General features: G+C 70.3%; 21 protein-coding genes. 10 read left to right on the forward strand and 11 right to left on the reverse strand.

Going from position 1 to position 24178, the window contains the following annotated elements:
- Positions 1–8: 8 nt before the first annotated feature.
- Complete coding sequence (locus BKK80_RS27845) at positions 9–500, forward strand: GFA family protein (protein ID WP_071019885.1); 492 nt, start codon at positions 9–11, stop codon at positions 498–500.
- Positions 501–534: 34 nt separating this feature from the next.
- Here BKK80_RS27845 and phaP read toward each other — a convergent pair whose 3' ends face one another.
- From phaP to BKK80_RS27885, 8 genes are all read right to left on the reverse strand, one after another.
- Positions 535–1074, reverse strand: a complete 540-nt coding sequence (gene phaP, locus BKK80_RS27850) for a TIGR01841 family phasin (RefSeq protein WP_071019882.1) — start codon at positions 1072–1074, stop codon at positions 535–537.
- Positions 1075–1720: 646 nt separating this feature from the next.
- Complete coding sequence (locus BKK80_RS27855) at positions 1721–3268, reverse strand: tripartite tricarboxylate transporter permease (RefSeq protein WP_071019880.1); 1548 nt, start codon at positions 3266–3268, stop codon at positions 1721–1723.
- A 5-nt stretch (positions 3269–3273) separates the two neighbouring features.
- Complete coding sequence (locus BKK80_RS27860; protein ID WP_236903802.1) at positions 3274–3750, reverse strand: tripartite tricarboxylate transporter TctB family protein; 477 nt, start codon at positions 3748–3750, stop codon at positions 3274–3276.
- Positions 3751–4397: 647 nt separating this feature from the next.
- Positions 4398–5138: an SDR family oxidoreductase gene (locus BKK80_RS27865; protein WP_071072134.1), complete on the reverse strand. Its 741-nt coding sequence runs from the start codon at positions 5136–5138 to the stop codon at positions 4398–4400.
- Positions 5139–5318: 180 nt separating this feature from the next.
- Complete coding sequence (locus BKK80_RS27870; protein WP_071022518.1) at positions 5319–6515, reverse strand: TolC family protein; 1197 nt, start codon at positions 6513–6515, stop codon at positions 5319–5321.
- A gap of 125 nt (positions 6516–6640) precedes the next feature.
- Positions 6641–9760, reverse strand: a complete 3120-nt coding sequence (locus BKK80_RS27875) for an efflux RND transporter permease subunit (protein WP_071022515.1) — start codon at positions 9758–9760, stop codon at positions 6641–6643.
- The gene (locus BKK80_RS27880; RefSeq protein WP_071072136.1) at positions 9760–10842 is read right to left on the reverse strand and encodes an efflux RND transporter periplasmic adaptor subunit; all 1083 of its coding nucleotides are present in this window, start codon (positions 10840–10842) and stop codon (positions 9760–9762) included. The genes BKK80_RS27875 and BKK80_RS27880 overlap by 1 nt, the downstream gene beginning before the upstream one ends.
- A gap of 86 nt (positions 10843–10928) precedes the next feature.
- The gene (locus BKK80_RS27885) at positions 10929–11354 is read right to left on the reverse strand and encodes a hypothetical protein (RefSeq protein ID WP_083384505.1); all 426 of its coding nucleotides are present in this window, start codon (positions 11352–11354) and stop codon (positions 10929–10931) included.
- A 389-nt stretch (positions 11355–11743) separates the two neighbouring features.
- Here BKK80_RS27885 and BKK80_RS27890 point away from each other — a divergent pair, with 389 nt between their 5' ends.
- Complete coding sequence (locus BKK80_RS27890) at positions 11744–12439, forward strand: VIT1/CCC1 transporter family protein (RefSeq protein WP_071019870.1); 696 nt, start codon at positions 11744–11746, stop codon at positions 12437–12439.
- A 37-nt stretch (positions 12440–12476) separates the two neighbouring features.
- On the opposite strand, the gene BKK80_RS27895 is transcribed toward BKK80_RS27890, so the two are convergent.
- Positions 12477–13025 carry a TetR/AcrR family transcriptional regulator gene (locus tag BKK80_RS27895; protein ID WP_236903803.1) on the reverse strand — a complete coding sequence of 183 codons (549 nt, stop codon included), beginning with the start codon at positions 13023–13025 and terminating at the stop codon, positions 12477–12479.
- A gap of 336 nt (positions 13026–13361) precedes the next feature.
- Here BKK80_RS27895 and BKK80_RS27900 point away from each other — a divergent pair, with 336 nt between their 5' ends.
- Entirely contained in the window at positions 13362–13592 is a 231-nt protein-coding gene (locus BKK80_RS27900) for a hypothetical protein (RefSeq protein ID WP_071072140.1), read from the forward strand.
- A 229-nt stretch (positions 13593–13821) separates the two neighbouring features.
- Positions 13822–15027, forward strand: coding sequence for a GGDEF domain-containing protein (locus tag BKK80_RS37840; protein ID WP_071040023.1), 1206 nt, complete (start codon positions 13822–13824; stop codon positions 15025–15027).
- Positions 15028–15084: 57 nt separating this feature from the next.
- On the opposite strand, the gene BKK80_RS27910 is transcribed toward BKK80_RS37840, so the two are convergent.
- A complete protein-coding gene (locus BKK80_RS27910; protein ID WP_071072142.1) occupies positions 15085–15801 on the reverse strand; it encodes an SDR family NAD(P)-dependent oxidoreductase in 717 nt (238 codons plus the stop codon).
- 364 nt (positions 15802–16165) lie between these two features.
- Here BKK80_RS27910 and BKK80_RS27915 point away from each other — a divergent pair, with 364 nt between their 5' ends.
- The gene (locus BKK80_RS27915) at positions 16166–16990 is read left to right on the forward strand and encodes an EamA family transporter (RefSeq protein ID WP_084545914.1); all 825 of its coding nucleotides are present in this window, start codon (positions 16166–16168) and stop codon (positions 16988–16990) included.
- 9 nt (positions 16991–16999) lie between these two features.
- On the opposite strand, the gene BKK80_RS27920 is transcribed toward BKK80_RS27915, so the two are convergent.
- Positions 17000–17626 (reverse strand): GNAT family N-acetyltransferase, encoded by a 627-nt coding sequence (locus BKK80_RS27920; RefSeq protein ID WP_084085517.1) that lies wholly within the window; start codon positions 17624–17626, stop codon positions 17000–17002.
- A gap of 89 nt (positions 17627–17715) precedes the next feature.
- On the opposite strand from BKK80_RS27920, the gene BKK80_RS27925 reads away from it, so the two are divergent.
- From BKK80_RS27925 to BKK80_RS27945, 5 genes are all read left to right on the forward strand, one after another.
- The gene (locus tag BKK80_RS27925; protein WP_071072146.1) at positions 17716–18225 is read left to right on the forward strand and encodes a winged helix-turn-helix transcriptional regulator; all 510 of its coding nucleotides are present in this window, start codon (positions 17716–17718) and stop codon (positions 18223–18225) included.
- A gap of 339 nt (positions 18226–18564) precedes the next feature.
- Positions 18565–19875 carry an MFS transporter gene (locus BKK80_RS27930; protein WP_071072148.1) on the forward strand — a complete coding sequence of 437 codons (1311 nt, stop codon included), beginning with the start codon at positions 18565–18567 and terminating at the stop codon, positions 19873–19875.
- Between the two features lie 63 nt (positions 19876–19938).
- On the forward strand, positions 19939–22500 hold the full coding sequence (nirB, locus tag BKK80_RS27935) for a nitrite reductase large subunit NirB (RefSeq protein WP_071072150.1): 2562 nt from the start codon (positions 19939–19941) through the stop codon (positions 22498–22500).
- A 16-nt stretch (positions 22501–22516) separates the two neighbouring features.
- The gene (nirD, locus tag BKK80_RS27940; RefSeq protein ID WP_071019848.1) at positions 22517–22903 is read left to right on the forward strand and encodes a nitrite reductase small subunit NirD; all 387 of its coding nucleotides are present in this window, start codon (positions 22517–22519) and stop codon (positions 22901–22903) included.
- On the forward strand, positions 22900–24129 hold the full coding sequence (locus BKK80_RS27945; RefSeq protein ID WP_071072152.1) for an NAD(P)/FAD-dependent oxidoreductase: 1230 nt from the start codon (positions 22900–22902) through the stop codon (positions 24127–24129). Before nirD ends, BKK80_RS27945 begins: the two co-directional genes overlap by 4 nt.
- Positions 24130–24178: the final 49 nt, after the last annotated feature.

The raw sequence follows: 24178 nt of genomic DNA on the forward strand, positions 1-24178 counted from the left end.
AGACGCCGATGCATCTCGAAGGCTCCTGCCATTGCGGCGCTGTCCGCTTCCAGCTGGAAGCGGACAGCCCCTACCCCTTCATGCACTGCCACTGTTCGATCTGCCGCAAGACCGCGGGCAGCGGCGGCTACGCCATCAATCTCGGTGGCGACGCCCGCACCCTGCGCGTGCAGGGCCGCAAGCATCTCGGCATCTATCACGCCGTGCTGCGCGAACGAGGCAAGCGCGCCACGCGTTCGCCGGCGGCGCGCCATTTCTGCCGCGAGTGCGGCAGCCCGCTCTGGTTGTGGGACCCGCGCTGGCCGGAACTAGTCCATCCGCATGCCTCGGCAATCGACACGCCGCTGCCCAGGCCGCCGGAGGTGGTCGAGGCGGCGCTGGACTACGCCGCGCCCTGGGTGGACGTACCGCGTGGCGCGGGCCACGTCGCTTGCCGTACGTGGCCCGCCGAGTCCTTGCACGACTGGCACCAGCGCCACGGCCTGCTGAGCCCGGGCTGAAGCGCAGCGCGCGCGGCGGGCAGACCCGCCGGACTCAGGCCTTGCTACGCGACGTGCCGGTGGCCGCCGCGGCGGCCGTGTCGAGATGGCTGACGGCGGCTTCGCGCGCCTGGTGCGCGACCTGGCGCAGCGCACCGAAGGCGCCGCTGGTGGCATTGGCGGCGGCCTGCAGCAGGGCGGTGGCTGCCTCGGTGCCGACCGGTGCGTTCTTGACGAAGGTCTCCGCGAAGGCCTCCAGCGCGCGGCCATACTGCTCGCAGTGCGCCTCCGCCACGTGGGCGAAGCCGGCCTGCGTACCGGCAGCGATATCGTAGACGTGGCGCGCGTAGGCCAGGGCCTTCTCCGTCGCCGGCTGCAGCGAGGCTCCCTGTGCCAGGGCCGCGCTGCCGCCGTCGTTGCCGTCCAGCGCCGCGATGGCCTGCTCCCGGCCTTCGGCAAGCGCCGATTTCGTCGCCTGGAGATTCAACTCGGTCAGCTTCTGGATACCCTCCAGCGCCGTGTTCGCCATGGCGAGCAGGCTGTTCAGGTGGGCCTGCTGGGCGGCCAGCAATTGTTCGGACGCGAAAACAGACATGGACTCCCTCTCCCTGCGATGGGCCGGTGCGGAACGCAGCCGGCAGATTGGTTTCGGGTTGGCTTCAGCTTGGCTTCAGCTTGGCTTCGACGCGCCCGCCCTGCGGCAGCGCGACGGCACGGACGAGCGCGGAACAGCGCATGGCGCACCGCAACATCCGACACGCGATTCTAGAGCACCGCACGTCCGTTTTGCTCGGGCCGCCGGCTCAGGACATACCCCGATATGGCTGCGCCCCCGGCCCGCCTCGCCGATCTCCCGCAGGTCGTGCAAACGCCTGCAGCCCGGGTATTGCCGCGAGCCGCGCGGCGAACGCGGTGCAACATAAATCATCGCGTATGGCGTAGAGGTATGGCCGGGACACCGAAAAATTTCATATCGGCACCCCTGAAAGAGTCAATACGATACCCCCCGATCCGGGCATTGCCGAAGCCGTCAGGCAGGCGATGCCCGCGGCCAGGACAACACCCCCGGCTGCGTGCCAGGCCGCTCCCGGGTGGCGCCCCAAAGGAAAAACGCACCAGCCCGCTTGGCGGCCTGGTGCGTCGGTAGGAGTGCCGGCCGGCGCAACGCTCGCGGACCGTGCGTCGTGGCCGCGGACGGCAAGACTTGCCGCCGTCCACGCCTTCCTCGCAGTACTCGGTACTTATTCGCCGGCGACGAACTGCTCGCCGTCCAGCATGGTGGTGCGCTGCTGCCTGGCGCGACGGCTGCCGCGCCAGGCCGAGTAGGTCACGCCGATCACCAGCAGGGCCGACATGACCACGAAGGCGCAGCTGATCGGGCGCTCGACGAACACCATCATGTCGCCGCGCGAGAGCAGCAGCGAGCGGCGGAAGTTCTCTTCCACCATCGGCCCCAGCACGAAGCCGAGCAGGATCGGGGCCACCGAGAACTCCAGGTACATCAGCAAGGCGCCGATCACGCCGAAGGCCAGCACTTCCCAGATCTGGAACAGGCTGTTCTGCGTGCTGAACACACCTACCACGATGAAGAACATCGCCGACGGGAACAGGTAGCGGTAAGGCACCTGCAGCAGCTTGACCCACACGCCGATCAGCGGCACGTTCAGCACCATCAGGATCACGTTGCCGATCCAGAAGCTGGCCACCAGGCCCCAGAAGATGTCCGGGTGGTCGCTGATCAGCTGCGGCCCCGGGGTGATGCCCTGGATCATTAGCGCGCCGAGGATCAGCGCCATCACCGCGTCGCCCGGGATGCCCAGGCTCATGGTGGGGATGAAGTCGACCTGGGTTTTCGAGTGCGCCGAGGCTTCGGGCGCGGCCACGCCGGCGATCATGCCGGTGCCGAACTTCTCCGGCGTCTTCGAGATCTTGCGCTCCAGCGCGTAGGCGATGAAGGTGGTGATGGTCGGGCCGGTGCCGGGCATGGCGCCAAACAGCGTGCCGACGCCGGTGCCGCGCACCATCGGCCAGAACGCCTGCTTCATCTCGGCCATGGTCGGACGCATGTCGCGGATGCGCAGCGTGGTCTTGGCCGTCACGGTCTTCATGCGGTTGACGTTGAGCAGGAAGTCGGCCACGCCGAACAGGCCCATCGCGATCGCCACCAGTTCCAGGCCGTCGCTCAGTTCAGGAATGTTGAAGGCGAAGCGGAAGGTGCCGGTGTTGACGTCGGTACCCACCACGCCGCACAGCAGGCCGAACAGCGTCATCGCCACCCCCTTCAGCGGGGAGCCGCGCGACATCGTCGAACCGGCCAGCAGGCCCAGCAGCATGATCGAGAAGATCTCGGTCGGACCGAACTTGAACGAGATCTCGGTCAGCAGCGGCGAGCAGAAGATCATCACGATGATGCCCACCGAGGCGGCGAAGAACGAGCAGATCATCGTGATGCCCAGCGCCGTGCCGCCGCGGCCGGCGCGCGTCAGCGGGTAGCCGTCCAGGCAGGTCACCGCGTGCGGCGGGTGCGAGGGCAGGTTCAGCAGGATCGCGCCGATCGCGCCGCCGTACTGCGAGCCGTAGAAGATACCGGCCAGCATCAGGATGGCGGGAACCGGGTGCATGACGTAGGTCAGCGGCAGCAGGATGGAGATCGCCGACAGCGCGCCCATGCCGGGCAGCACGCCGATCAGGTTGCCCATCAGCACGCCGAAGAACGACCACATCAGGTTGGTACCCTGGAAGGCGACGCCGAAGCCGAACCAGAGGTCGTGAAGTGCATTCGATACCATGGTGCTTACGCCCCCCAAGCGAACAGCGGCAACTGCAGTTGCAGCGCCCACCAGAAGACGACCACCGCCACCACGCACATCGCCGCAGCCAGCACGACGGCTTGCTTGACGGTATTGCTGCGGTCACCCAGGGCCGAGATGAAAACGATGGCGAAGGTCGCCGGCACCAGGCCGCCGAACTTGCCGAACAACAGGAAGGCCAGCACGCCGACGACGATGGCGACGGCGCCGCGCAGGTCGGGCAGGTCATGGCTGTGGCCCGGCGCGCCCTTGGCGGATTCGGTGGCATTGCGGGCCGACACGGCGATCAGCACGCCCACCAGCGCCAGCAGCGTGCCGACGGCCGCCGGGAAGAACCCGGGACCCATCTGGCGCAGCGTGCCGATGCGGTATTGCATGCCGGCGACGACCGCAGAGAGCCCGATCAGCGTCATCAGCGCGCCGCCGTAGTAGTCCTTCTTGAACTTGGAAGGCTTGCTCATTGCCGTGCCTCCCTCGCCGCCGACGGGCACGTGCCCGCCTTCAGCCGGACCTGGGCCGACCGATGTGAATGGATGGTTTGATGCATGGGGTTTCCTCTAGTCTCCTGAGTCACCAGCGGCCATTTCGGCTGCGCTGCGGATCGTCGCAGCGGAAATGGGCCGGCGTGCGGAGTCTATGAAGAGCAGCTTCCAAACCCCTTTCTGGTGGCTTGCAAACGGCTTTCGAGCGTCCGTGAAAGCACGGATATTTGACGGATCAAGGGAAAACCCCGAGTGGGGAGCGCGCCGCCAACATCACATCCCGGCGACCAAGGATCTGCTGCGGCCTGGCGCCGCTGCAGAGCACTCCGCATCTCGCATGGCGCGCGCCTGAGCAAGAAGCTCCCGGCGCAGCGCAAAGCCAACGGCGTAATCGCCTGCGCGGCGAGCGGAACGACGAGCAATGAGACGACGCGCAGGCCATGCATGCCGCGCCATGCACCTAGTGCCGGCGCCAGAAAAACGCGCCCCCCGGGCGACGGTGCATGCCGGCCGCAGGCTCGGCGGCACAGCGATGGCGAGCCTTTGCAACGACGCATCGGACCAGGGTTGGCTCAGCGCTGGACAGGTCGGCAGGCCGCGGCGCCACCGCGCCTGCCCGCCCGGGCTTACCAGCGCTCCATCCAGGGCCGCAGGTCGAGTTCGAAGGTCCAGGCGTCGCGCGGCTGCTGGTGCAGGTGCCAGTAGTTCTCGGCAATATGATCGGGGTTCAGGATGCCGTCCTGGTCCTTGAGCGCGTAGCGCTCGGGGAAGTTGCTGCGGATGAATTCGGTGTCGATCGCGCCGTCCACCACCACATGCGCAACGTGGATATTGCGCGGCCCCAGCTCGCGCGCCATGCTTTGCGCCAGCGCGCGCAGCGCGTGCTTGGCACCGGCGAAGGCGGCGAAGTTGGCCGCACCACGCAGCGCCGCGGTGGCGCCGGTGAACAGGATCGTGCCCCGCTCGCGCTGCACCATGCGCCGCGCCACCTCGCGCGCATTGAGGAAGCCCGAGAAGCAGGCCATCTCCCAGATCTTGAAGTACTTACGCGCAGTCTCGTCCAGCACGGAGCTGGGCACATTGGCACCGATATTGAAGACCAGCACTTCGATCGGGCCGATTTCCGCCTCGATGCGCTCCACCAGGGCGGCCACCTCTTCTTCCTTGCGCGCATCCGAACCGAAGGCAAGCGCGCGGCCGCCGGCGGCGCGGATGCTGTCCACCAGGGGCTGCAGCTTGTCGGCAGAGCGCCGCGTGACGCACACCGTCAAGCCACCGGCGGCGAAGCGCCGCGCGATGGCGCCGCCCGTCGAGTCGCCGGCGCCGATCACCAGCGCCACCCCTTGCTGCTGCGATTGTCCAGACATCGCGTCTCCTCTTTTTTTCTAAACGATCGTTAAGTAAAGCGACGTTATGCCTTGCGCGGCCACCTGTCAAGGGTGGCCGCGCAAGGAAACGGCAGCAGCGGGCCAGGCACGCGGTGCCCCGCCCGGACCTTGCGGCACCGCGCGGGGACGTGCCCTGCTCAGTCGTCGCTCAGTCGTCGCTCAGTCGTCGAAGTCCCAGAGCCGATGCAGGTCGAGCTGCAGCCGGGTGTCCGCCTCCAGCGCGTCGACCCGCGCCAAGCGCTCAGCCTGTTCGCTGTCGGCAAGATTGCGCCGTACCACCAGCAGCTCGGTCAGCCCCGCCTCCCCTTCGGCATAGGCGCGCCCGCTGCGCGCGGCGGCGCTGCGCTGCAGGGCCAGCGCCTGTGCCTGCGCCTCGGCCGCGCTGCGCTTGCCCTGCAAGGCGTGGTAGAGCTGCTCGAATTCCGCCCCCACCTTGCGCTCCACCGCCAGGCGCCGCCGCGCCGCCCCCTCGGCGTCGGCCGCGGCGGCGGCGGCGTTGCTGCGACGCGCCGCCGAGCCGAGCGGCATCGACACGCTGACACCGGCGATGCGCTCGGCTCCGCCGCGTTCGATGGTGACGAAGACGCCCACGGTGGGATCGGGGTGGCGTTCCAGGTCGATCCGCCGCGCCTGGCGCTGCGCCTGCAGTTCCTGCGCCTGGGCCAGCAGGAACTCGTGGCTGCCGAGCAGGTATTGGTTGCGCAATTGCGCAGCCGGCTCGGCCGGCATGTCCGGCAGCGCCGGCGTAGCGACCAGGGCTGCCGGCACCCCCAGCTCGGGGAAGCGCGCGCGCAGTTCCGCCTGCGCCGAGGCTTCCGCGGCACGGGCGGCCGCCAGGGCCGCCGTGGTGCGGGCGCGTTCCGCCAACGACAGTTCATGGTCCAGGCGCGCCGCATCGCCCGCCCGCAGACGGCGCTCCGTCACGCGCGCCAGCTCGGCCGCCAGCACATCGGCCGCCTGCGCCGCCGCGCGCGCCTGCTGCGCCCGCAGCGCGGCGAACCAGAGCGCAAGGACCTGCCGCGAGGCCTCGTGGCGTGCGTCCATCGCCGCCAGGCGCCCCGCCTGTTCTGTCACGTCGGCCAGATCGGCATCCGCGCCCGACTTGCCCCACAGCCGCAACGGTCGCTCCAGCAACAGTTGCCCCTCGGCAAAACGATCGGACGGGTCGCGCACGCGGCGGCCCTGGGCCGTGGTGCGCAGCACGGTCTCCGCATTGCCGGCGCGGATGCCGCCAGCGCGCGCCAGCATCGCCTCACGCGCGGCTTCGGCCGCCTGCACGTCGGGCGCCTGCCGCACGGCTTCGCGCACCGCCGCCTCCTCCGGCAGCCATGCCGCCGCGGCCTGGGCCCAGGCCATTCCGGGCAAGGCGCCCAGCGGCACCGCCAGCGCCAGCGCGACCGCGAGCGTCACCCGCGCGCCGCCATTCCCCGCACCACCGCGGCGCTGCCGGTATCCGTCTCCGACTCCATATGCGACCGGCTTCATTGCACATCTCCTTGTCCAGGTGCCTGGCCGAGCGGCCGCCGGCCGCCACGCTGTTCGGGCAAGCCGAAGCGCTCGAACAACAGCGGCAGCAGCAGCAGGGTCAGCGCGGTCGAGCTCAGCAGGCCGCCAGTCACCACGATGGCGAGCGGGCGCTGGATTTCCGAGCCGGGGCCGCTCGCCAGCAGCAGCGGAATCATGCCCAGCGCGGTGATGCAGGCCGTCATCAGCACCGGACGCAAGCGGTCGCGCACGCCGGTGCGCACCGCCTCGGCCACCGGCAGGCCGGCCGCCAGCAGGGTGTTGAAGTGCGACACCAGCACCACACCGTTGAGCACGGCGATGCCCAGCAGCGCGATGAAGCCGACCGAGGCCGGCACCGACAGGTATTCGCCGGACAGCCGCAGCGCGGCCATGCCGCCGACCAGCGCAAAGGGGATATTGGCGATCACCAGCACGGCCTGGCGCAGCGCCCGGAAGGTCAGCATCAGCAGCAGGAAAATCGCGCCGAGCGCCAGCGGTACCACCAGCGCCAGGCGCGCCGCGGCGCGCTGCTGGTTCTCGAACTGCCCGCCCCAGGCCAGCCTCAGGTCCTTGGGCAGACCCGGCATGCCGGCCACCGCCGCGCGCGCCTCCGTGACGAAGCCGGCCAGGTCGCGGCCTTCCACGCTGACCTGGATCACCGCGAAGCGGCCGCCGTCTTCATGGTTGATGCGCACCGGGCCGACCGCCCGGCGCACCTCGGCCAGCGAGGTCAGCGGCCAGGCCTTGCCGTCGGGCGCACTCACCAGCAGCGCGCCGAAGCTCTCCGGCGTGCGCCGCAGCGCGTCGCTGCCGCGCAGGATCAGCGGCGTGCGCACCGTCCCCTCCGGCACCGTGCCGATCTGTTCGCCTTCCACCTGCGCGCGCAGCAGGGCCTGCAGCGCGTCGCCGGACAATCCGGCGCGCCCCAGCGCGGCGCGGTCGGGCGCCAGCGTCAGGTATTGCACGCCATCGTTGGCCGGCGCGATGACCTCGGCGGCGCCGCGGATGCGCCGCACGCGCTCGGCGATGGCCTGGGCGGCGCCGTCGATGGCGGTGAGATCGCTGCCGAAGATCTTGATGGCGACGTCGCCGCGGGTGCCGGTGAGCATCTCGGCCACGCGCATCTCGATCGGCTGGGTGAAGCCGTAGACCACGCCCGGAAAGCGTTCCATCACCCGCCGGATGGCTGCGGCGATGTCCTCCTTGCTGCCGCGCCATTGCGCTTTCGGCTGCAGCACCAGGAAGGTGTCGGTCTCGTTCAGGCCCATCGGGTCCAGGCCCAGGTCGTCCGAGCCGGTGCGCGCCACCACCGCGCGGATCTCCGGCACCTCGGCCAGCAGCGCACGCTGCAGGCGCAGGTCGAGGTCGACCGAGGCGTCCAGCGACACCGCCGGCGACTTCTGCACCTGCACGATCATGTCGCCCTCATCCATGCTCGGCATGAAGGTCTTGCCGACCGACGCGTACAGCACCGCGGCCAGCACCAGCGAGGCGCCAGCCACGCCGAACACGATGCGCGGGTGTGCCGTGCTCCAGCGCTGCATGCGCCCGAAGCCGGCCTGCAGCCGCCGCATCACCGGCGGCTGCGCGGCCCCGGCATGCACGCGCAGCAGCAGCGACGCGAGCGCCGGCACCACCGTGAAGGCGATCAGCACCGAGGCGCCCAAGGCCAGCACGATGGTCAGCGCCACCGGACCGAACAGCTTGCCTTCGAGGCCTTCCAGCGTCAGCAGCGGCAGGAAGACGATGGCGATGATCGACACCCCGGCCAGCATCGGCGCGGCCACCGCGCTGACCGCCCGCCGTATCACCGCCTCGCGCGCGAGACCTCCATCGTGCGCGAGGGCAGTCTCGATGTTCTCCACCACCACCACGGCGGCGTCCACCAGCATGCCCAGCGCGATGGCCAGGCCGCCCAGGCTCATCAGGTTGGCGCTCAGGCCCACGTAACGCATCAGCAGGAACGTCGCCAGCATCGACAGTGGCAGCGTGGCCGCCACCACCAGCGCGGCGCGCACGCCGCCCAGGAACAGGTACAGCACCACGATCACCAGCAGGCTGGCTTCGATCAGGGCGCGCACCACGGTATTGGCGGCGCGCGTGACCAGTTCGCCCCGGTCGTAGAACACATGGGTCGTCATACCCTTGGGCAGGCGGGGCGCCAGCGCGTCCAGCCGCGCCTGCACCGCCTGCACCAGGGCGCGCGCATCCGAGCCGCGCAGCCCCAGCACCAGTCCTTCCACGGCCTCGCCGCGGCCATCCTGGCTGACCGCGCCATTGCGCGTGGCCACCCCCAGCCGCACCGTGGCGACGTCGCCGACGCTCACCAGCGGCGCGTCGGCGGCACCCGCCGCGGGCAAGGCGATGCGGCGCAGGTCCTCGACGCCGCGCACGCCGCCCTCGACCCGCACCACCCAGTGCTCCTCGCCCTGCGCCACCCGGCCCGCGCCATCGTTGCGATGGTTGGCGTCCAGCGCCTGGCGCAACTGGTCGAGCGTGACACCGCGGGCGCGCAGGCGCGCCGGATCGGGTATCACCTCGAAGCTGCGCACCTCACCGCCGAGCACATTGACGTCGGCCACGCCGGGCACCGTGCGCAGGGCGGGCCGGATCACCCAGTCGAGCACACGCCGGCGCTCGGCCAGCGAGTAGCCCTCGCCCTCCACGGTGAACATGAACATCTCACCCAGCGGTGTGGTGATCGGCGCCAGCCCGCCGACCGCATTGGGCGGCAGGTCGCGCAGCAGCCCCGACAGGCGCTCCGACACCTGTTGGCGCGCCCAGTAGGGATCGACGCCCTCGGCGAAATCGACGGTGACATCGCTGATGCCGTACTTCGACACCGAGCGCACCATGGTCTTGTGGGGAATGCCGAGCAGTTCCTGCTCGACCGGCGTGGAGACGCGCTGCTCCACCTCCTCGGGCGTCATGCCCGGGACTTTCAGGATCACCTTGACCTGCGTCGGCGAGATGTCCGGGAAGGCATCGATCGGCAGGTTGAGGTAGGCCCAGGCGCCGGCCACGGCCAGCGCGCAGGCGGCGATCAGGACCAGCGCCCGCTGGCGCAGCGAGAAATCGATCAGGCCGGCCAGCATCATTGCCCCCCGCCCAGCATGCCCTTCAGCGCCGCGATGCCGGCCACCGCGACGCGCGCTCCCGCCGGCAGCGCGCCACGCACGGTCGCCGTGGCGTCGTCGGTGGACTCCACCGTCACCGGCACGAAGCGCGCCCCTTCCTTCGACTGGACGAATACCCCCGGCCGGTTCTGCCAGTAGGTCAAGGCCGCCGCGGGCACGCGCACGCGCCCGCCTTCGGCGCTTCCGGCCCCGCCGCCCGCGCCGCGCAGGCGCAGCGTGGCCGCTACGCTCTCGCCGGCCTGCAGGTCGCCGCGCTGCTCCAGCACCACGCGCACCCGTACGGCGCCGGTGCCGTCGCCCGCCGGCACCACCCCCGCCACGCTGCCACGCGCGCCGCGCGCGCGCACCTCCACCCGTTCGCCGCCGCGCGGCGCGGGCATGTCGCGGCCCAGCAGCAATTCCAGTTCCAGTGCCGTGGGGTCGACGATGCGGAAGAGCGGCGCGGCCGCGTCCACACGCACGCCCGGCACCGCGTTGACCTCGGCGATCATCCCCGCGCGGCCGGCCACCAGTTGCGCCTCGCCCCCGCGCGGCGCCATCGCCACGCCGGCCGCGGCCATCTCCGCCTCGCGCGCCCGCACCATCGCCGCGGCCTCGCCGGCGCGTGCCTGGCTGGACTGCAGCCGGCTGGCAGCGATGATGCCGTCTTCGTGCAGGCTGCGGTCGCGCGCCAGCACCTGGCCGGCCAGCGTCGCCTGCGAGCGCGCCTCGGCCAGCGCGCGCACCGCTTCATAGAGCTGGGGACTGGCGAAGCTGGCGAGCGGCTGGCCGGCGCGCACCGGCTGCCCGAGCGCCACCAGCACACGCGGCACCATGCCGGGATACGGCGCCGCCACCACGTACTGGGCGTCGGGCCGGAGCACGACGCGCGCATTGCCCGTGGCATCGAGCTCGGCGGCGGCGGCGGCCGGCGCGAAGCGCAGGCCGAGCGATTGCGACTGGGCCGCGCTCAGCGGCAAGGACTGCGCCTGCGCGCAGTCGGCGGCGAACACCACCAGCGCCGCCCAGCCGGCGGCGCGGAAAAAGGAAGGAAAAGACATGCCTGATTCGGGAGCAAGGGTCGGCAAAGCGCGCGCCTCCCAGGGGGAAGCGCGCGGGCACGCAACGCCGGCGGGGCCGGCGGGAATCAGGAAAGGAGCGGAGGAGCTTGCGCGGGAGGCGGCCGCGCGGGTCCGCGCCAGCGCCTCGGAGGCAGCGCCGTGCGTGGCCGCCAGCGCAGGGGCGGCGCATTGTCGAGGGTACCCAGCAAGGCCACCAGGGCGCAGGCCAGGGCCACGAGCACGGCCGCAGGCCGCACCTCGAGCGTCATCAGCAGCGGGCCGATCGCGGTCTGCACGTCCACCTCGAGGGGCTCCTGCGCCACCGCCACCGCGTCGCCACTGCCGCTCTGCGCCGCCGCACCCACCTCGACGGGGATGCCATGCGGCATCTGCGAGTATCCGTACATCGCGCTTTGCTGGAACACATGCATGTGCCACCCCGTCCGCCCCGGCGTGCCGAAATGGCCGTGCAGCAGCGGCGTCAGCAGCTGCAGCAAGAACAGCAGCAGCAACAGGACGCCTCGGTAGAGGGGGGGGATGTCTTCAGCGCGCGACATGGCGCGAGATTGTATAGCAGACAGTGCGCGCTGCCATGACAATTCTCATACCACCCGCAAAAACCGCACCATATGCGATTCATAATTCTTCGCATTTAGATTCATTATCTTATTCACATCGAGACCCAAGCCAGGGCCGCCGATACGCGCAAAGGAAATCCATCACCACAGGCGCGGGCAAACGCAGGGATGGCCAAGACTGGCTCCCATCGGCCAGAATCCAGGATGCGGCAGTACCCACCGGGGAAACTCCCTCATCATTATCGAGGGGCCGTTTCCAGCTCGCACGAAATGCACAGGCATAATCCAGCCGCAATCGACACGGTAACAGCAGGGCAATAACAATGACTCGTATTCACAAGGAATTCCATAATGCTGACCGCATCGGCTGGCTGCGTGCGGCCGTGCTCGGCGCGAACGACGGGGTCATCTCCGTGGCCGCGCTGGTGCTGGGCGTCGCGGCCGCCGGCGCGCCACGCGCCAGCGTGCTGCTGACCGGCGTGGCCGGCCTGCTGGCCGGCGCGATGTCGATGGCCGCCGGCGAATACGTGTCGGTGAAGTCGCAGGCCGATACCGAGGACGCGGATATCCGGCGCGAGCGCCACGAACTCGCCTCCGACCCCGACCACGAACTGACCGAATTGACCGCCATCTATCGCGAGCGCGGCCTCGATCCCGCGCTGGCCCGCCAGGTGGCGGAACAGTTGACGGCCCACAACGCCCTGGAGGCGCACGCGCGTGACGAACTGGGCATCACCGCCACCCTGCGCGCGCGGCCGCTGCAGGCCGCGCTGGCCTCGGCCGCCTCGTTCACCGTGGGCGCGGCGATTCCCTTGCTGGCCGTGGTCGCCGCGCCGGCGGCATGGATCGGGGAAGCGCTGACGGCCACCACGCTGGCGGCCTTGCTGCTGCTCGGCGGGATGGCGGCACGCGCGGGCGGCGCCGCGGTCGCGCGCGGGGCGCTGCGCGTTTTCGTCTGGGGGGCGCTGGCGCTGGCTCTCACGGCGGGCGCGGGCTCCCTGTTCGGCGCAGCGCCCTGAGAGCCGGCCGCCTCCGTGAGAGCCGGCCGTCTTCGGCTCAGGGGCCGGCCGGCCCCGGTTGGGGATCGATCGCCGTTTCCAGGAAGCGCCGGCTGGCGGCCAGGATCTCATGACGCGTCTGCGGGCTCTCGACCACCCGTGCCAGCAGGATGGCGCCCACGCACTGCGCGAGCAGGGCCCAGGCCGCATCCGCATCGCCCACACGGTCGCGCCAATCTTCCTGCAGGCGGCGCAGCGCGGCCTCCACTTCGGCCCGCACGCCAGGGCCGGCGCGCGCGATCTCTGCACCGAGCGCCGGCAGCACGCAGCCCGACTCCGGGTGTTCGGCATGGCCATCGCTCAGGTAGCGCCGCAGGCAGCGCGCCACGTGGTCGGGCGGTGCCTGTTCGTCGCCCGCCAGCATCTGCGCGCTATGTTCCAGTTCCCGCGCGACGATGGCAGCGAACAATGCGTCCTTCGAGGGGAAATGCCCGTAGAAGGCACCGCCGGTCAGTCCGATCGCACTCATCAGGGCATCGACCCCGGTGGTGCCGAAGCCTCCCTTCTTGGCAATCGCGCTGCTGCTGTCCAGCAGCTTTTCCCGCATGTCCCGCTTATGTGTTTCCGAATAGCGCATGGCCGCGCCCTCCCTGTCCCCCGCGGACGCTGCCGCCGGGATCTGCCCCGGTGCCGCCCGCCGGCTGCTCGGAACGATAGCATGACCATCGTTCAGCCATGAAGCGAAATGGTGGTGTGCTCCCAGCCGCGGGGCCTGTGCCTGGATGAACCGATTCCGCGCCGCCTCGTCAAACTGAACAACTGACGGCTTGCGCAGCGGCCGCCGGGCGCATCACGCATCACTGCAGCGCGCCCCGTGCGACGCGCCGTGCCTCAGTGCTCCCCCTTGCTTTCTCGTGTCCCTCCCCGCCCCCAGGAGATGTACATGCTGAGTCCACACGAAATCGCCACCTTGATGCTGCTGCGGGATCGCCCCGATCCCTTGCAGCTCGATCCGATCGACCTCGAAGCCTTGATCCGCCACGACCTGGTGCGCGTCGAGCCGCTGCGGCAAGGTCCTGCCTTCCCCCGCCTGACCCAGCGCGGCCGCACCTTCCTCGAGGCATTCGCGGCATTCGCGCGTGAACCCGCCGGCCTGCCCGGCCGGTTCTCCTGATCCCGGCCCCGCCTCCTGGCGCGGCCGGGCGGGCGGCCCGGCCCATGCCAAAGGGGGGCTTGACGCCATTCCCCGCGTCGCCGATGGTTATCCCATGATCGCGACGATGTGATGCATGCCCGGCGCAAGGAACGCGCCGACCCGCCACCCTCGCCGCACCAAGCCCCTGCGGGCGCCACAACCGCCACATTGCGCCGGCCCGGCGCGCAAAGGAAGGCCTCCGTCCACGATGAGCCCCTGGCTGCCCAAGCTGGACCTCCCCACGGCGCTGCTGTTCGCAGGCATCAGCTATGCCTTGCTTGCGGCGGTCGTCTTCACGCTGTGGCAGGGCAGCCTCGGACGGCGCGGCGGCGGCTGGTGGCTGTGGAACGAGGTCGTGCTGGCGGTGGGGACGCTGATCCTGCTGACGACGCCGGTGCTGCCGCGCTGGCTGGTGCTGTCGCTGTCGAACATCCTGCTGTTCTTTTCCCTGCCGCTGCTGGGCGCGGGACTCAACGACTTCCTGCATCGCGCGGCGCGCACGGAGGTCCTGTGGCTATGGGCCATGGGCGTGGCCGCGGCCTCCCTGTGGGTGCTCACCTATGTGACGGACGCAGGCTATACGGCACGCAGCGTGGCCGTGACGGCGGGCCTGACCTTGCAGGGCGTGGCCTTGTTCAGCGTGGTCGCCAAGCACGGCGACCGCTTGCCGACCGCGGCGCGGCGCCTGTTCCAGGGCGCCTTGATCGTGCTGCTGCTGACCTGCCTGGAGCGCCTCGGACGGCTGGCCTACAGCGATACCGCTTCGCCGGTGGCCGCCATCCCCGATGCGCTGCTGCTGACGCTGGCGGGGCAGGTCGCCAACTTCGCCTTCGTCTGCGCCATGCTGATCTTCCTGCACACGGAACAGCAGGAAAAGCTGCTGCTGGTGCAGCAGCAGCTCGAGTTCCGCGCCAATACCGACAGCCTCACCGGAGTGGCGAGCCGCTCCCATTTCGAGGCGACCGCCGCTGGCTGGCTGGCGCACGCCGCGCTGCAGGACCAGCCACTGGCACTGATGCTGCTCGACGTCGATCGTTTCAAGGAGGTCAACGACCGTTTCGGCCATCTTGCCGGCGATCAGGTGCTGCGCGAACTCGGCGCCCTGCTGCGCGCGCTGGCCGGTGCCGACGGCCTGTCGGGCCGACTGGGCGGGGACGAGTTTGCCGTGCTGGTCGGTTCGCCCGAGGCCGAGGCCGTGCATGAGATGGCGGCGCGCCTGCACCAGCTCGCCGCCTGCGTGCACCTGCCCGACGGGCAGCCACTGCGGCTCAGCATCGGCGCCGTGCGCTTCCGCCTGGGCGAGACCTTCGACGAAGCCTATGCGCGCGCCGACCGCGGGCTCTACGATGCCAAGCAAGGCGGTCCCGCGCGGCCGCGCCGGTCCATCATGGCCGCCAACGACGCGGCCGCTTGAATGGCTGTCCGAGCGGCCTGCGGCCCGCGCCTCGCGGTGCCGGCCGCGCCGCTGGGCTCAGCTCAACCCGTCGAGCACCAGGTGGCGGCCGTGCACGGCATCGGCCGCGGCGGAGGCCAGAAAGGCGATCGCCTCCGCCGCCTGTGCGGTCGACACCCAGGTGGACGGATCCGCGTCCGGCATGGCCTGCCGGTTAGCCGGCGTGTCCAGCACGCTGGGAGCGACGCTGTTGACATGGACGCCGGCGCCGCGCACCTCCTGCGACAGGCTCTCCACCAAGCGCTGCAGCGCGCTTTTCGACGCGCAGTAAGCCGACATGCCGGCCACCCCGGCCGCCGCCGAGCGCGCCGATACCGCCACCACCCGGCCGCTGCCGCGCGCCAGCATCGGCGGCAGGAAGGGGCCGGTCACCGCCACCAGCGACCAGGCATTGAGGTCCATCATGCGCTGCCAGGCAGCACGGCTCAGCGCGTGAACGGGCTCGCCCATCTCGAAGCCGCCCGCTACGTGCACCAGCACGTCGACCTGGCCGAGCGCGCCGAGGATGACACCGGCCGCCTGTGCCATGGCGTCGGGCGAGGTCACGTCGGCCGCGTGCAGCAGCGGCGGCGGTGTGCCACCCATGCCACCGAAGGCCGCCTGCAGCGGCGCCAGTTCCCGGTCGATCAGTGCCAGCCGCGCCCCTTCCCGGGCAAAGCGCGCTGCTACCGCGCGACCGAGCGCGCCCGCCGCACCGGTGATGACCACGCCGCGCAAGGCTTCACCTGCTTGCATCGTCCACCCTCCCCGCTCTGCTGCCGCCCGCACCCGGTGCGTGCCGGCAGGGTTGCTCCCCCGGGCCGGTCGCCAGGACCGCCCGGCCGTTCCCGCCGACGCGCGGCCGGGCACCTTCCACCATAGCGTCCCGCGCGCGGGACGCAAGGAGCGACGGCCTGCCGCGGCCACAGCCGGTCTCCCACGGCCTCACCCGCCCTCGCTAGCCAGCCGCACCAGGATCGGGCAAGATGCGGCAGCCCCGCCCGCGCGGGCCGCCCCGCTTTTCACTTTCCGCGTCCCAAGCCGAACCGAAGTGTCCAGTCCCCGCACCACCGACTCCAACCATGGCACTGCCATCGCCGTGCTCGCCCTGGTGGGTTCCATGGCCTCCCTGTGCCTCGGCACCTCGTTCGCCAAGAGCCTGTTCCAGGCCCTGGGCGCGCAGGGCACCACCACGCTGCGGGTCGGGTTCTCCGCCCTGATCCTGCTGACGGTATGGCGGCCCTGGCGCTTCTCCCTGAGCGCCGCGCACGCACGCGCGATCGCGCTGTACGGCGCCGCCCTGGGCGCCACCAATCTGATGTTCTACCTGTCCCTGCGCACCATTCCGCTGGGGCTGGCCATCGCCATCGAATTCACCGGGCCGCTGACCGTGGCGGTGTTGTCGTCGCGGCGCGCGCTCGATTTCGTCTGGATCGCATGCGCCCTGCTCGGGCTGGTGCTGTTGCTGCCGCTGGATGCCGCCGCCGCACGGCTGGACCCTACCGGCATGGCCTTCGCGCTGGCCGCCGGGGTTGGCTGGGCCCTCTATATCGTGTTCGGCAAGCGCGCCGGCCAGGCACATGGCGGCCAGGCCACGTCGCTGGGCTTGACCATGGCGGCGCTGGTGGTGGCGCCCTTCGGCGTGGCTCACGCGGGCAGCGCCTTGCTGAGCCCGCCGCTGCTCGCCGCCGGCCTGGCTGTCGGCCTGCTGTCGAGCGCGGTGCCCTATTCGCTGGAGATGGTGGCGCTGAAGCGGCTGCCGCCACGCACCTTCGGCATCCTGTTGAGCCTGGAACCGGCCATGGGCGCGCTCGCCGGCCTGGCGTTGCTGCATGAACAACTCAGCGGCAGGCAGTGGCTGGCCATCGGCGCCATCATCATCGCCTCGGTCGGGGCCACCGCCACCGCCCGCCGCGCGAGTGGCGCGGCTGCGGCCGCCGACTGACAGGCTGGCTCAACGCGAGAGCGAAGGCCCCGCCGCCGGCGCACGTGCCCCGCCGGACTCCTCCGCACGGTCCAGCGCGACCTCGACCAGGTGCAGCATGCTGTCCTCGGGATTGCGGCGCAGATGGAAACCGCAGTCGCGCAGCAGGGCCAGCATGCGGCGGTTCTCGCTGAGGACGTCGCCGCGCATGCGATGCAGGCCGGCGCTGCGCGCCAGTTCTCGCAGCTTGCCGATCAGGCGGCGGCCCAGGCCCTTGCCCTGCCAGTCGTCATCGACGGCAACGGCAAACTCCGCCGTGTCCTGGTTGACCACGTACTGGCCGTTGGCGACGATGCGCTCGCCCTGGTCCGTGTCCACCAGCACCAGCATCGCCACGCCGCCATCGGTGGCCGAGGCCAGGAAGCTCTCGAGGACCGGCTCGGCCACGCGTCCGCCGGTCAGATAGCGGAAGTAGCGGCTTTCCCGTGACAGGCCATCGACGAAGGCACGCAACGCGGGCCCGTCCGCCGTGGTGGCCGGGCGCACCGCCAACCGCACACCGTCCCGCAGGACCCACTCCTGAACTGCCAGGGGCGGCACCCCGCCATCCGCCATCGTGGCAGCATCCGCGCGAGCGAGGGAAGCGGTGAAAGACATGGCGACTCCTGACTACACAAAACGTATTCAGAGTATAGGGGAGAACCTGAGTTTTGCAAATGAAGTCAGCATGCTATGCTGATCTCATCATGAAACCGCGCGACCCTGTCCTCGACCAATGCTCCATCGCGGCCACGCTCGCGCTGATCGGCGAGAAGTGGACGATGCTGATCCTGCGCGATGTCTTCCACGGCATCCGGCGTTTCGACGACTTCCTCGAACGCCTGCAATGCTCGCCGGCAGTGCTGTCAGCACGCCTGAAGACCCTGACGGACGCCGGCATCCTGCGCCGCGTCGGCTACCGCGAGCCCGGCGCGCGCGAGCGCTTCGAATATCGCCCGACACGCGCCGCCGTCGAGTTGCTGCCGGTGCTGGTCGGCCTGATGCAATGGGGGGATGCCCACCTCAGTCCGGATGGCCAGGGACCGGTGGTGCTGCGCGCACGCACGAGCGGCCGGCCCGTCCATGCCGCCCTGGTGGACGATACGGGCGAGCCGGTCTCGCCGTCGGACATCGCGGTCCAGCGCATTCCGCGCACCGCCACCCGCACTACCACCTCCGGCGCCGCCGACGTCGCCGACATGCCGCCGGCCGCCTGAGCCGGCGCCGGCACGGCACCCGCTTGATGCATTGCGCCGCACCATTCGCGTGCGGCCCCTCCCGCCCCCTCCCGCCAATTCCCCGGCATGGCGCATGATGCGCCGCGGCAAGCGGATGGCGGCGCCAGTGGCGCGCACCTCCTTCGGTGGAAAACAACCGATAAGGCACTTGCAGTCCCTGGCACAGCGCTTGCGTAATGGAACGCAGGCGGACCAACGGCGGTTCGCCTGACAAACAGCGCGCCGGCCATCCCATGTGGCCGGCGTCAGGACAACGGCGTCCCCTGGACCGGTCTGCGACCGGTTCGCGGGACGCCTTTTGTTTTCCGGAGCCCGCCCATGAACGGCAAAGCCACCCGCATCGAACTGCTGAGCCTGCGCACCCCGCAGATGCGCGCCTTCCATCTGTCCTGGATGGCCTTCTTCGTCTGCTTCTTCGCCTGGTTCGCCTGCGCGCCGCTGATGCCGGTGCTCAAGGGTGAGTTCCACCTGACCCCGGCGCAGATCGCCAATATCAATATCGCCGCGGTGGCCGTCACCATCCTCGTGCGGCTGGTGATCGGCCCGATGTGCGACCGCTTCGGCCCGCGCAAGACCTATACCGCGCTGCTGGCACTCGGCGCCATCCCGGTGCTGGGCGTGGCGCTGGCCCGCAACTACGAGACCTTCCTGGTGTTCCGCCTGCTGATCGGCGCGGTCGGGGCCAGCTTCGTCATCACGCAGTACCACACCTCGGTGATGTTCGCGCCCAACGTGGTCGGCACCGCCAACGCCGCCAGCGCCGGCTGGGGCAATGCCGGCGGCGGCGTGGCGCAGGGCGCGATGCCGCTGCTGCTGGCCGCCGTGCTGATGCTGGGCGTGGACCATGCGCTCGGCTGGCGCCTCGCGCTGCTGGTGCCGGGCGTGCTGATGCTGGCCATGGCCGCGCTTTACTGGCGCTACGCCCAGGATTGCCCGCAAGGCAACTACGCCGAACTGCGCGCCCGCGGCATCGCCATCGACGGCGGCAAGAAGGGCGGCTGGGACAGCTTCCGCGCCGCCAGCGCCAACTACCGCGTGTGGCTGCTGTTCATCACCTATGGCGCCTGCTTCGGCGTGGAGCTGTTCATCCACAACGTGGCCGCGAGCTACTACGTCGACCGCTTCGGCCTGTCGCTCGGCAGCGCCGGCATGGCCGCCGCCAGCTTCGGCCTGCTTGCCCTGTTCGCCCGTGCCCTGGGCGGGTGGCTGTCGGACAAGGTGGCGCGGCGCCGCGGCCTGGACGCACGCACCACGCTGCTGTTCGTGCTGATCCTCGGCGAGGGCCTGGGGCTGCTGTGGTTCGCCCACGCCGACCACTTCGCGCTGGCACTGGCCGCCATGCTCGCCTTCGGCCTGTTCACCCACATGGCCTGCGGTGCCACCTATGCGCTGGTGCCCTTCATCGACCGCAAGGCGCTCGGCGGCGTGGCCGGCATCATCGGCGCGGGCGGCAACGTCGGCGCGGTCGCGGCCGGCTTCCTGCTCAAGGGCCTGGGCAACCTGCAGCTGACGCTGTCGGTGCTCGGCCTGGTCGCGGTCGGCGCCGCCCTGTGCGCCATCGCTATCCGCTTCAGCGCCGACCACAAGGCCAGCGAACAAGCCCTCTATGACAACGCCCTGGCCAACTGAGCCAGCCGATCCCCAGTCCCAGGCCCAATCCCGCCACCGGATCGCCCCAGCAAGGAAAGCATCATGAATATCATCGTCATCGGACACGGCATGGTCGGCCACAAGTTCCTGGAATGCCTGGCCGAGTCCGGCGCCCAGGACCTCACGGTGACGGTACTGTGCGAGGAAGCGCGCCCCGCCTACGACCGCGTGCACCTGTCCGAGTTCTTCTCGGGCAAGTCCGCCGACGACCTCTCGCTGGTGGCGCCCGGCTTCTTCGCCGAGCACGGCAATATGCTGCTGCGCCTGAATGACCGTGCCGCCGCCATCGATACCGCCGCGCGCACGGTCACCACGGCCGGCGGCGAGACGCTGCACTATGACAAGCTGGTGCTGGCCACCGGCTCCTACCCCTTCGTGCCGCCGGTGCCCGGCAAGGACCGCCGCGACTGCTTCGTCTACCGCACCATCGAAGACCTGGAAGCGATGCAGGCCCGCGGCGCCCACGCCCGCTCCGGCGTGGTGATCGGCGGCGGCCTGCTCGGCCTCGAATGCGCCAAGGCGCTGCGCGACATGGGCCTGCAGACCCATGTGGTGGAGTTCGCCCCGCGCCTGATGGCGGTGCAGGTCGACGACGGCGGCGGCCGCATGCTGCGCCAGAAGATCGAGGCGCTCGGCGTGACGGTCCACACCGGCAAGAACACGCTGGAGATCGTCGACGGCGAGCACGGCACCCATCGCATGCGCTTCGCCGACGGCAGCCACCTCGACACCGACATGATCGTGTTCTCGGCCGGCATCCGCCCGCGCGACGAACTGGCGCGCGCCGCCGGGCTGCGTGTCGGCGAGCGTGGCGGCATCGCCATCGACGACCAGTGCCTGACCTCGGACCCGCATATCTACGCCATCGGCGAATGCGCACTGTGGCAGGGCAAGGTATTCGGCCTGGTCGCGCCCGGCTACGACATGGCGCGCGTGGTGGCGCGCCAGCTGCGCGGCGAGGCGGCGTCGTTCGCCGGGGCGGACCTGAGCACCAAGCTCAAGCTGATGGGCGTGGACGTGGCCAGCATCGGCGACCCGCACGGCCAGGTGCCGGGCAGCCGCGCCTACCACTTCGCCGACGAGCGCAAGCAGGTCTACAAGAAGCTGGTCGTGTCCGAGTGCGGCAAGCACCTGCTGGGCGGCGTGCTGGTCGGCGACGCGGCCGAGTACGGCACCCTGCTGCAGATGATGCTCAACCGCATCGAGCTGCCGGAATCGCCTGAATTCCTCATCCTGCCCGCCGCCGACGGCAAGGCGCGCCCCGCGCTCGGCGCCGACGCGCTGCCCGACGGCGCCCAGATCTGCTCCTGCAACAACGTCAGCAAGGGCGAGATCTGCGCCGCCGTCAGCGACGGCGCCACCAGCATCGGCGCGCTCAAGTCATGCACCAAGGCCGGCACCGCCTGCGGTGGCTGCGTGCCGCTGGTCACGCAGATCATGAAGGCGCAGATGCAGAAGCAGGGCCTGGCGGTCAGCAACCACCTGTGCGAGCACTTCCCCTACTCGCGCCAGGAGCTCTACCACCTGGTGCGGGTCGGCAAGTTCAAGTCCTTCGACGACCTGCTGGCTGCCCACGGCAAGGGCCTGGGCTGCGACATCTGCAAGCCGGCGGTGGGCAGCATCCTGGCCTCGTGCTGGAACGACTTCGTGCTGAAGGAAGAGCACGCCGGCCTGCAGGATTCGAACGACTATTTCCTCGCCAACATCCAGAAGGACGGCACCTATTCCGTGGTGCCGCGCATGCCCGGCGGCGAGGTCACGCCGGACGGCCTGATCGCGGTCGGCCGCATCGCCAAGAAGTATGGCCTGTACACCAAGATCACCGGCGGCGCGCGTGTCGACATGTTCGGCGCGCGCCTGGAAGAACTGCCGCGGATCTGGGAAGAACTGATCGCCGCGGGCTTCGAGTCGGGCCACGCCTACGGCAAGTCGCTGCGCACGGTGAAGTCTTGCGTGGGCTCGACCTGGTGCCGCTATGGCGTCGACGACTCGGTCGGCCTGGCGGTCGCGCTGGAGAACCGCTACAAGGGCCTGCGCGCCCCGCACAAGATCAAGTTCGGCGTGTCCGGCTGCACGCGCGAGTGCGCCGAGGCGCAAGGCAAGGACGTCGGCGTGATCGCCACCGAGCGCGGCTGGAACCTGTACGTATGCGGCAACGGCGGCATGAAGCCGCGCCATGCCGAACTGCTGGCGGGCGACCTCGACCGCGACACCCTGATGCGCTACATCGACCGCTTCCTGATGTTCTACATCCGCACCGCCGACCGCCTCCAGCGCACCAGCGTCTGGCGCGACAACCTGGAAGGCGGGCTCGACTACCTGAAGGCCGTGGTGGTCGACGACAAGCTCGGCCTCGGCGCCGAACTGGAAGCCGAGATGCAGCACGTGGTCGATACCTACGAGGATGAATGGAAGCGCGCCGTGACCGATCCGGAAACGCGCCGCCGCTTCCGCCACTTCGTCAACAGCGATCACCGCGACGACAACCTGGTCTTCATGGAAGAGCGCGGCCAGATCCGCCCCGCCACGCCGGAGGAACGGAAATTGCAGCGTTCCCGCGTGAGCCACATTCCCGTGGTCGCCGTGCCCGCCAATGCAGCATGAAATCAAGGAGAACGTGATGAGCCATACCCATCAAGCGGAAACCTGGACCGCCGTCTGCACCCTGCGCGAGATCGTGCCCAATACTGGTGTCTGCGCCCTGGTCGATGGCCAGCAGATCGCCGTGTTCCGCATCGGGCGCGGCGAGGAAGTCTACGCCCTCGACAACTACGACCCCAACGCCCAGGCCGCGGTGCTGTCGCGCGGACTGGTGGGCAATCTCGGCGAGCACCTGGTGGTGGCGTCGCCGATCTACAAGCACCATTTCGACCTGCGCACCGGGGAATGCCTGGAGGCGCCGCAGCACTCGGTCGATGCCTACCCGGCGCGTGTCTACGGCGGCAAGGTCTGGGTCGCCGCCGCGGCGGTGGCGCGCGAAGCCGAAGCCGAAGAGCTGGCGGCATGACTTCCCCCGCCAAACCCCGGCTGGTGGTGGTCGGCAACGGCATGGCCGGCATGCGCACGGTCGAGGAACTGCTGCGGCTGGCGCCGGACCTGTACGACATCACGGTGTTCGGCGCCGAGCCGCACGGCAACTACAACCGCATCCTGCTGTCGCCGCTGCTCGCGGGCGAGAAGACGGTCGACGACATCATGCTCAACACGCCCGAGTGGTACGCGCAGCATGGCATCGAGCTGCTGGCGGGCGACCCGGTGGTGGCCATCGACCGCCCGCGCCGCCTGGTGCGCGCCGAGTCCGGCCGCGCAGTGCGCTATGACAGGCTCTTGCTGGCCACCGGCTCCAAGCCGTTCATCCTGCCGGTGCCCGGACACCAGCTGGAGGGCGTGATCGCCTTCCGCGACATCCATGACGTCGAGCAGATGCTGGCGGCGGCGCGCCGCCACCGGCACGCGGTGGTGATCGGCGGCGGCCTGCTCGGCCTGGAGGCGGCCAACGGCCTACTGCGCCAGGGCATGGAGGTGACCGTGGTGCACGCCACCGACAGCCTGATGGAGCGCCAGCTCGACAAACCCGCCTCGGCCCTGCTCAAGCAGGCGCTGGAGCGGCGCGGCCTGCGCTTCCTGCTCGATGCCCGCACCAGCGGCATCCTGGGTGAGGAGCGCGTGACCGGCGTGTGCTTCCAGGACGGCAGCCAGATCCCGGCCGACCTGGTGGTGATGACCGCCGGCGTCCGCCCCAACACCGCCCTGGCGCAGTCCGCCGGACTGCGCTGCGAGCGCGCCATCCTGGTCGACGACACGCTGCAGACCTATGACCCGCGCATTTATGCCGTCGGCGAATGCGTGCAGCACCGCAACGCCACCTTCGGCCTGGTCGCGCCGATCTGGGACCAGGCGCGCGTGTGCGCCGCCCACCTGGCCGGCGCCGGGCACCGCCGCTACATCCAGCAGGCCACCGCCACCAAGCTCAAGGTGACCGGGGTCGACCTGTACTCGGCCGGCGATTTCCTCGGCGGCGAAGCCAGCGAGGACCTGGTGCTGCGCGACCCCCGGCGCGGCGTGTACAAGCGGCTGGTACTGGAGGACGGCTGCCTGGTGGGTGCCGTGCTGTACGGCGACGTGCAGGACGGCCCCTGGTATTTCGACCTGATCCAGCGCCGCGCCAGCGTCGGCGCGATGCGACAGCGGCTGCTGTTCGGCCGCGCCCAGTGCGAGGCACTGGCCGCGTAGCCGTGCGGCAGTCGCCGGCACGCCCCCATCAGGTAGACAGACAGGTAGA

This window comes from Cupriavidus malaysiensis, assembly GCF_001854325.1.
GTDB classification, from domain to species: Bacteria; Pseudomonadota; Gammaproteobacteria; order Burkholderiales; family Burkholderiaceae; genus Cupriavidus; species Cupriavidus malaysiensis.

Coding starts and splice junctions, on each gene's coding strand:
- nirD (WP_071019848.1), top strand. CDS start 22,517: ATGAGCCATACCCATCAAGCGGAAACCTGGACCGCCGTCTGCACCCTG.
- BKK80_RS27945 (WP_071072152.1), top strand. CDS start 22,900: ATGACTTCCCCCGCCAAACCCCGGCTGGTGGTGGTCGGCAACGGCATG.
- BKK80_RS27900 (WP_071072140.1), top strand. CDS start 13,362: ATGCTGAGTCCACACGAAATCGCCACCTTGATGCTGCTGCGGGATCGC.
- BKK80_RS27890 (WP_071019870.1), top strand. CDS start 11,744: ATGACTCGTATTCACAAGGAATTCCATAATGCTGACCGCATCGGCTGG.
- BKK80_RS27930 (WP_071072148.1), top strand. CDS start 18,565: ATGAACGGCAAAGCCACCCGCATCGAACTGCTGAGCCTGCGCACCCCG.
- BKK80_RS27860 (WP_236903802.1), bottom strand. CDS start 3,750: ATGAGCAAGCCTTCCAAGTTCAAGAAGGACTACTACGGCGGCGCGCTG.
- BKK80_RS27855 (WP_071019880.1), bottom strand. CDS start 3,268: ATGGTATCGAATGCACTTCACGACCTCTGGTTCGGCTTCGGCGTCGCC.
- BKK80_RS27865 (WP_071072134.1), bottom strand. CDS start 5,138: ATGTCTGGACAATCGCAGCAGCAAGGGGTGGCGCTGGTGATCGGCGCC.
- phaP (WP_071019882.1), bottom strand. CDS start 1,074: ATGTCTGTTTTCGCGTCCGAACAATTGCTGGCCGCCCAGCAGGCCCAC.
- BKK80_RS27880 (WP_071072136.1), bottom strand. CDS start 10,842: ATGTCTTTTCCTTCCTTTTTCCGCGCCGCCGGCTGGGCGGCGCTGGTG.
- BKK80_RS27875 (WP_071022515.1), bottom strand. CDS start 9,760: ATGCTGGCCGGCCTGATCGATTTCTCGCTGCGCCAGCGGGCGCTGGTC.
- BKK80_RS27925 (WP_071072146.1), top strand. CDS start 17,716: ATGAAACCGCGCGACCCTGTCCTCGACCAATGCTCCATCGCGGCCACG.
- nirB (WP_071072150.1), top strand. CDS start 19,939: ATGAATATCATCGTCATCGGACACGGCATGGTCGGCCACAAGTTCCTG.
- BKK80_RS27895 (WP_236903803.1), bottom strand. CDS start 13,025: ATGCGGGAAAAGCTGCTGGACAGCAGCAGCGCGATTGCCAAGAAGGGA.
- BKK80_RS27870 (WP_071022518.1), bottom strand. CDS start 6,515: ATGGCCTGGGCCCAGGCCGCGGCGGCATGGCTGCCGGAGGAGGCGGCG.
- BKK80_RS27920 (WP_084085517.1), bottom strand. CDS start 17,626: ATGTCTTTCACCGCTTCCCTCGCTCGCGCGGATGCTGCCACGATGGCG.
- BKK80_RS27910 (WP_071072142.1), bottom strand. CDS start 15,801: ATGCAAGCAGGTGAAGCCTTGCGCGGCGTGGTCATCACCGGTGCGGCG.
- BKK80_RS27845 (WP_071019885.1), top strand. CDS start 9: ATGCATCTCGAAGGCTCCTGCCATTGCGGCGCTGTCCGCTTCCAGCTG.
- BKK80_RS27915 (WP_084545914.1), top strand. CDS start 16,166: ATGGCCTCCCTGTGCCTCGGCACCTCGTTCGCCAAGAGCCTGTTCCAG.
- BKK80_RS37840 (WP_071040023.1), top strand. CDS start 13,822: ATGAGCCCCTGGCTGCCCAAGCTGGACCTCCCCACGGCGCTGCTGTTC.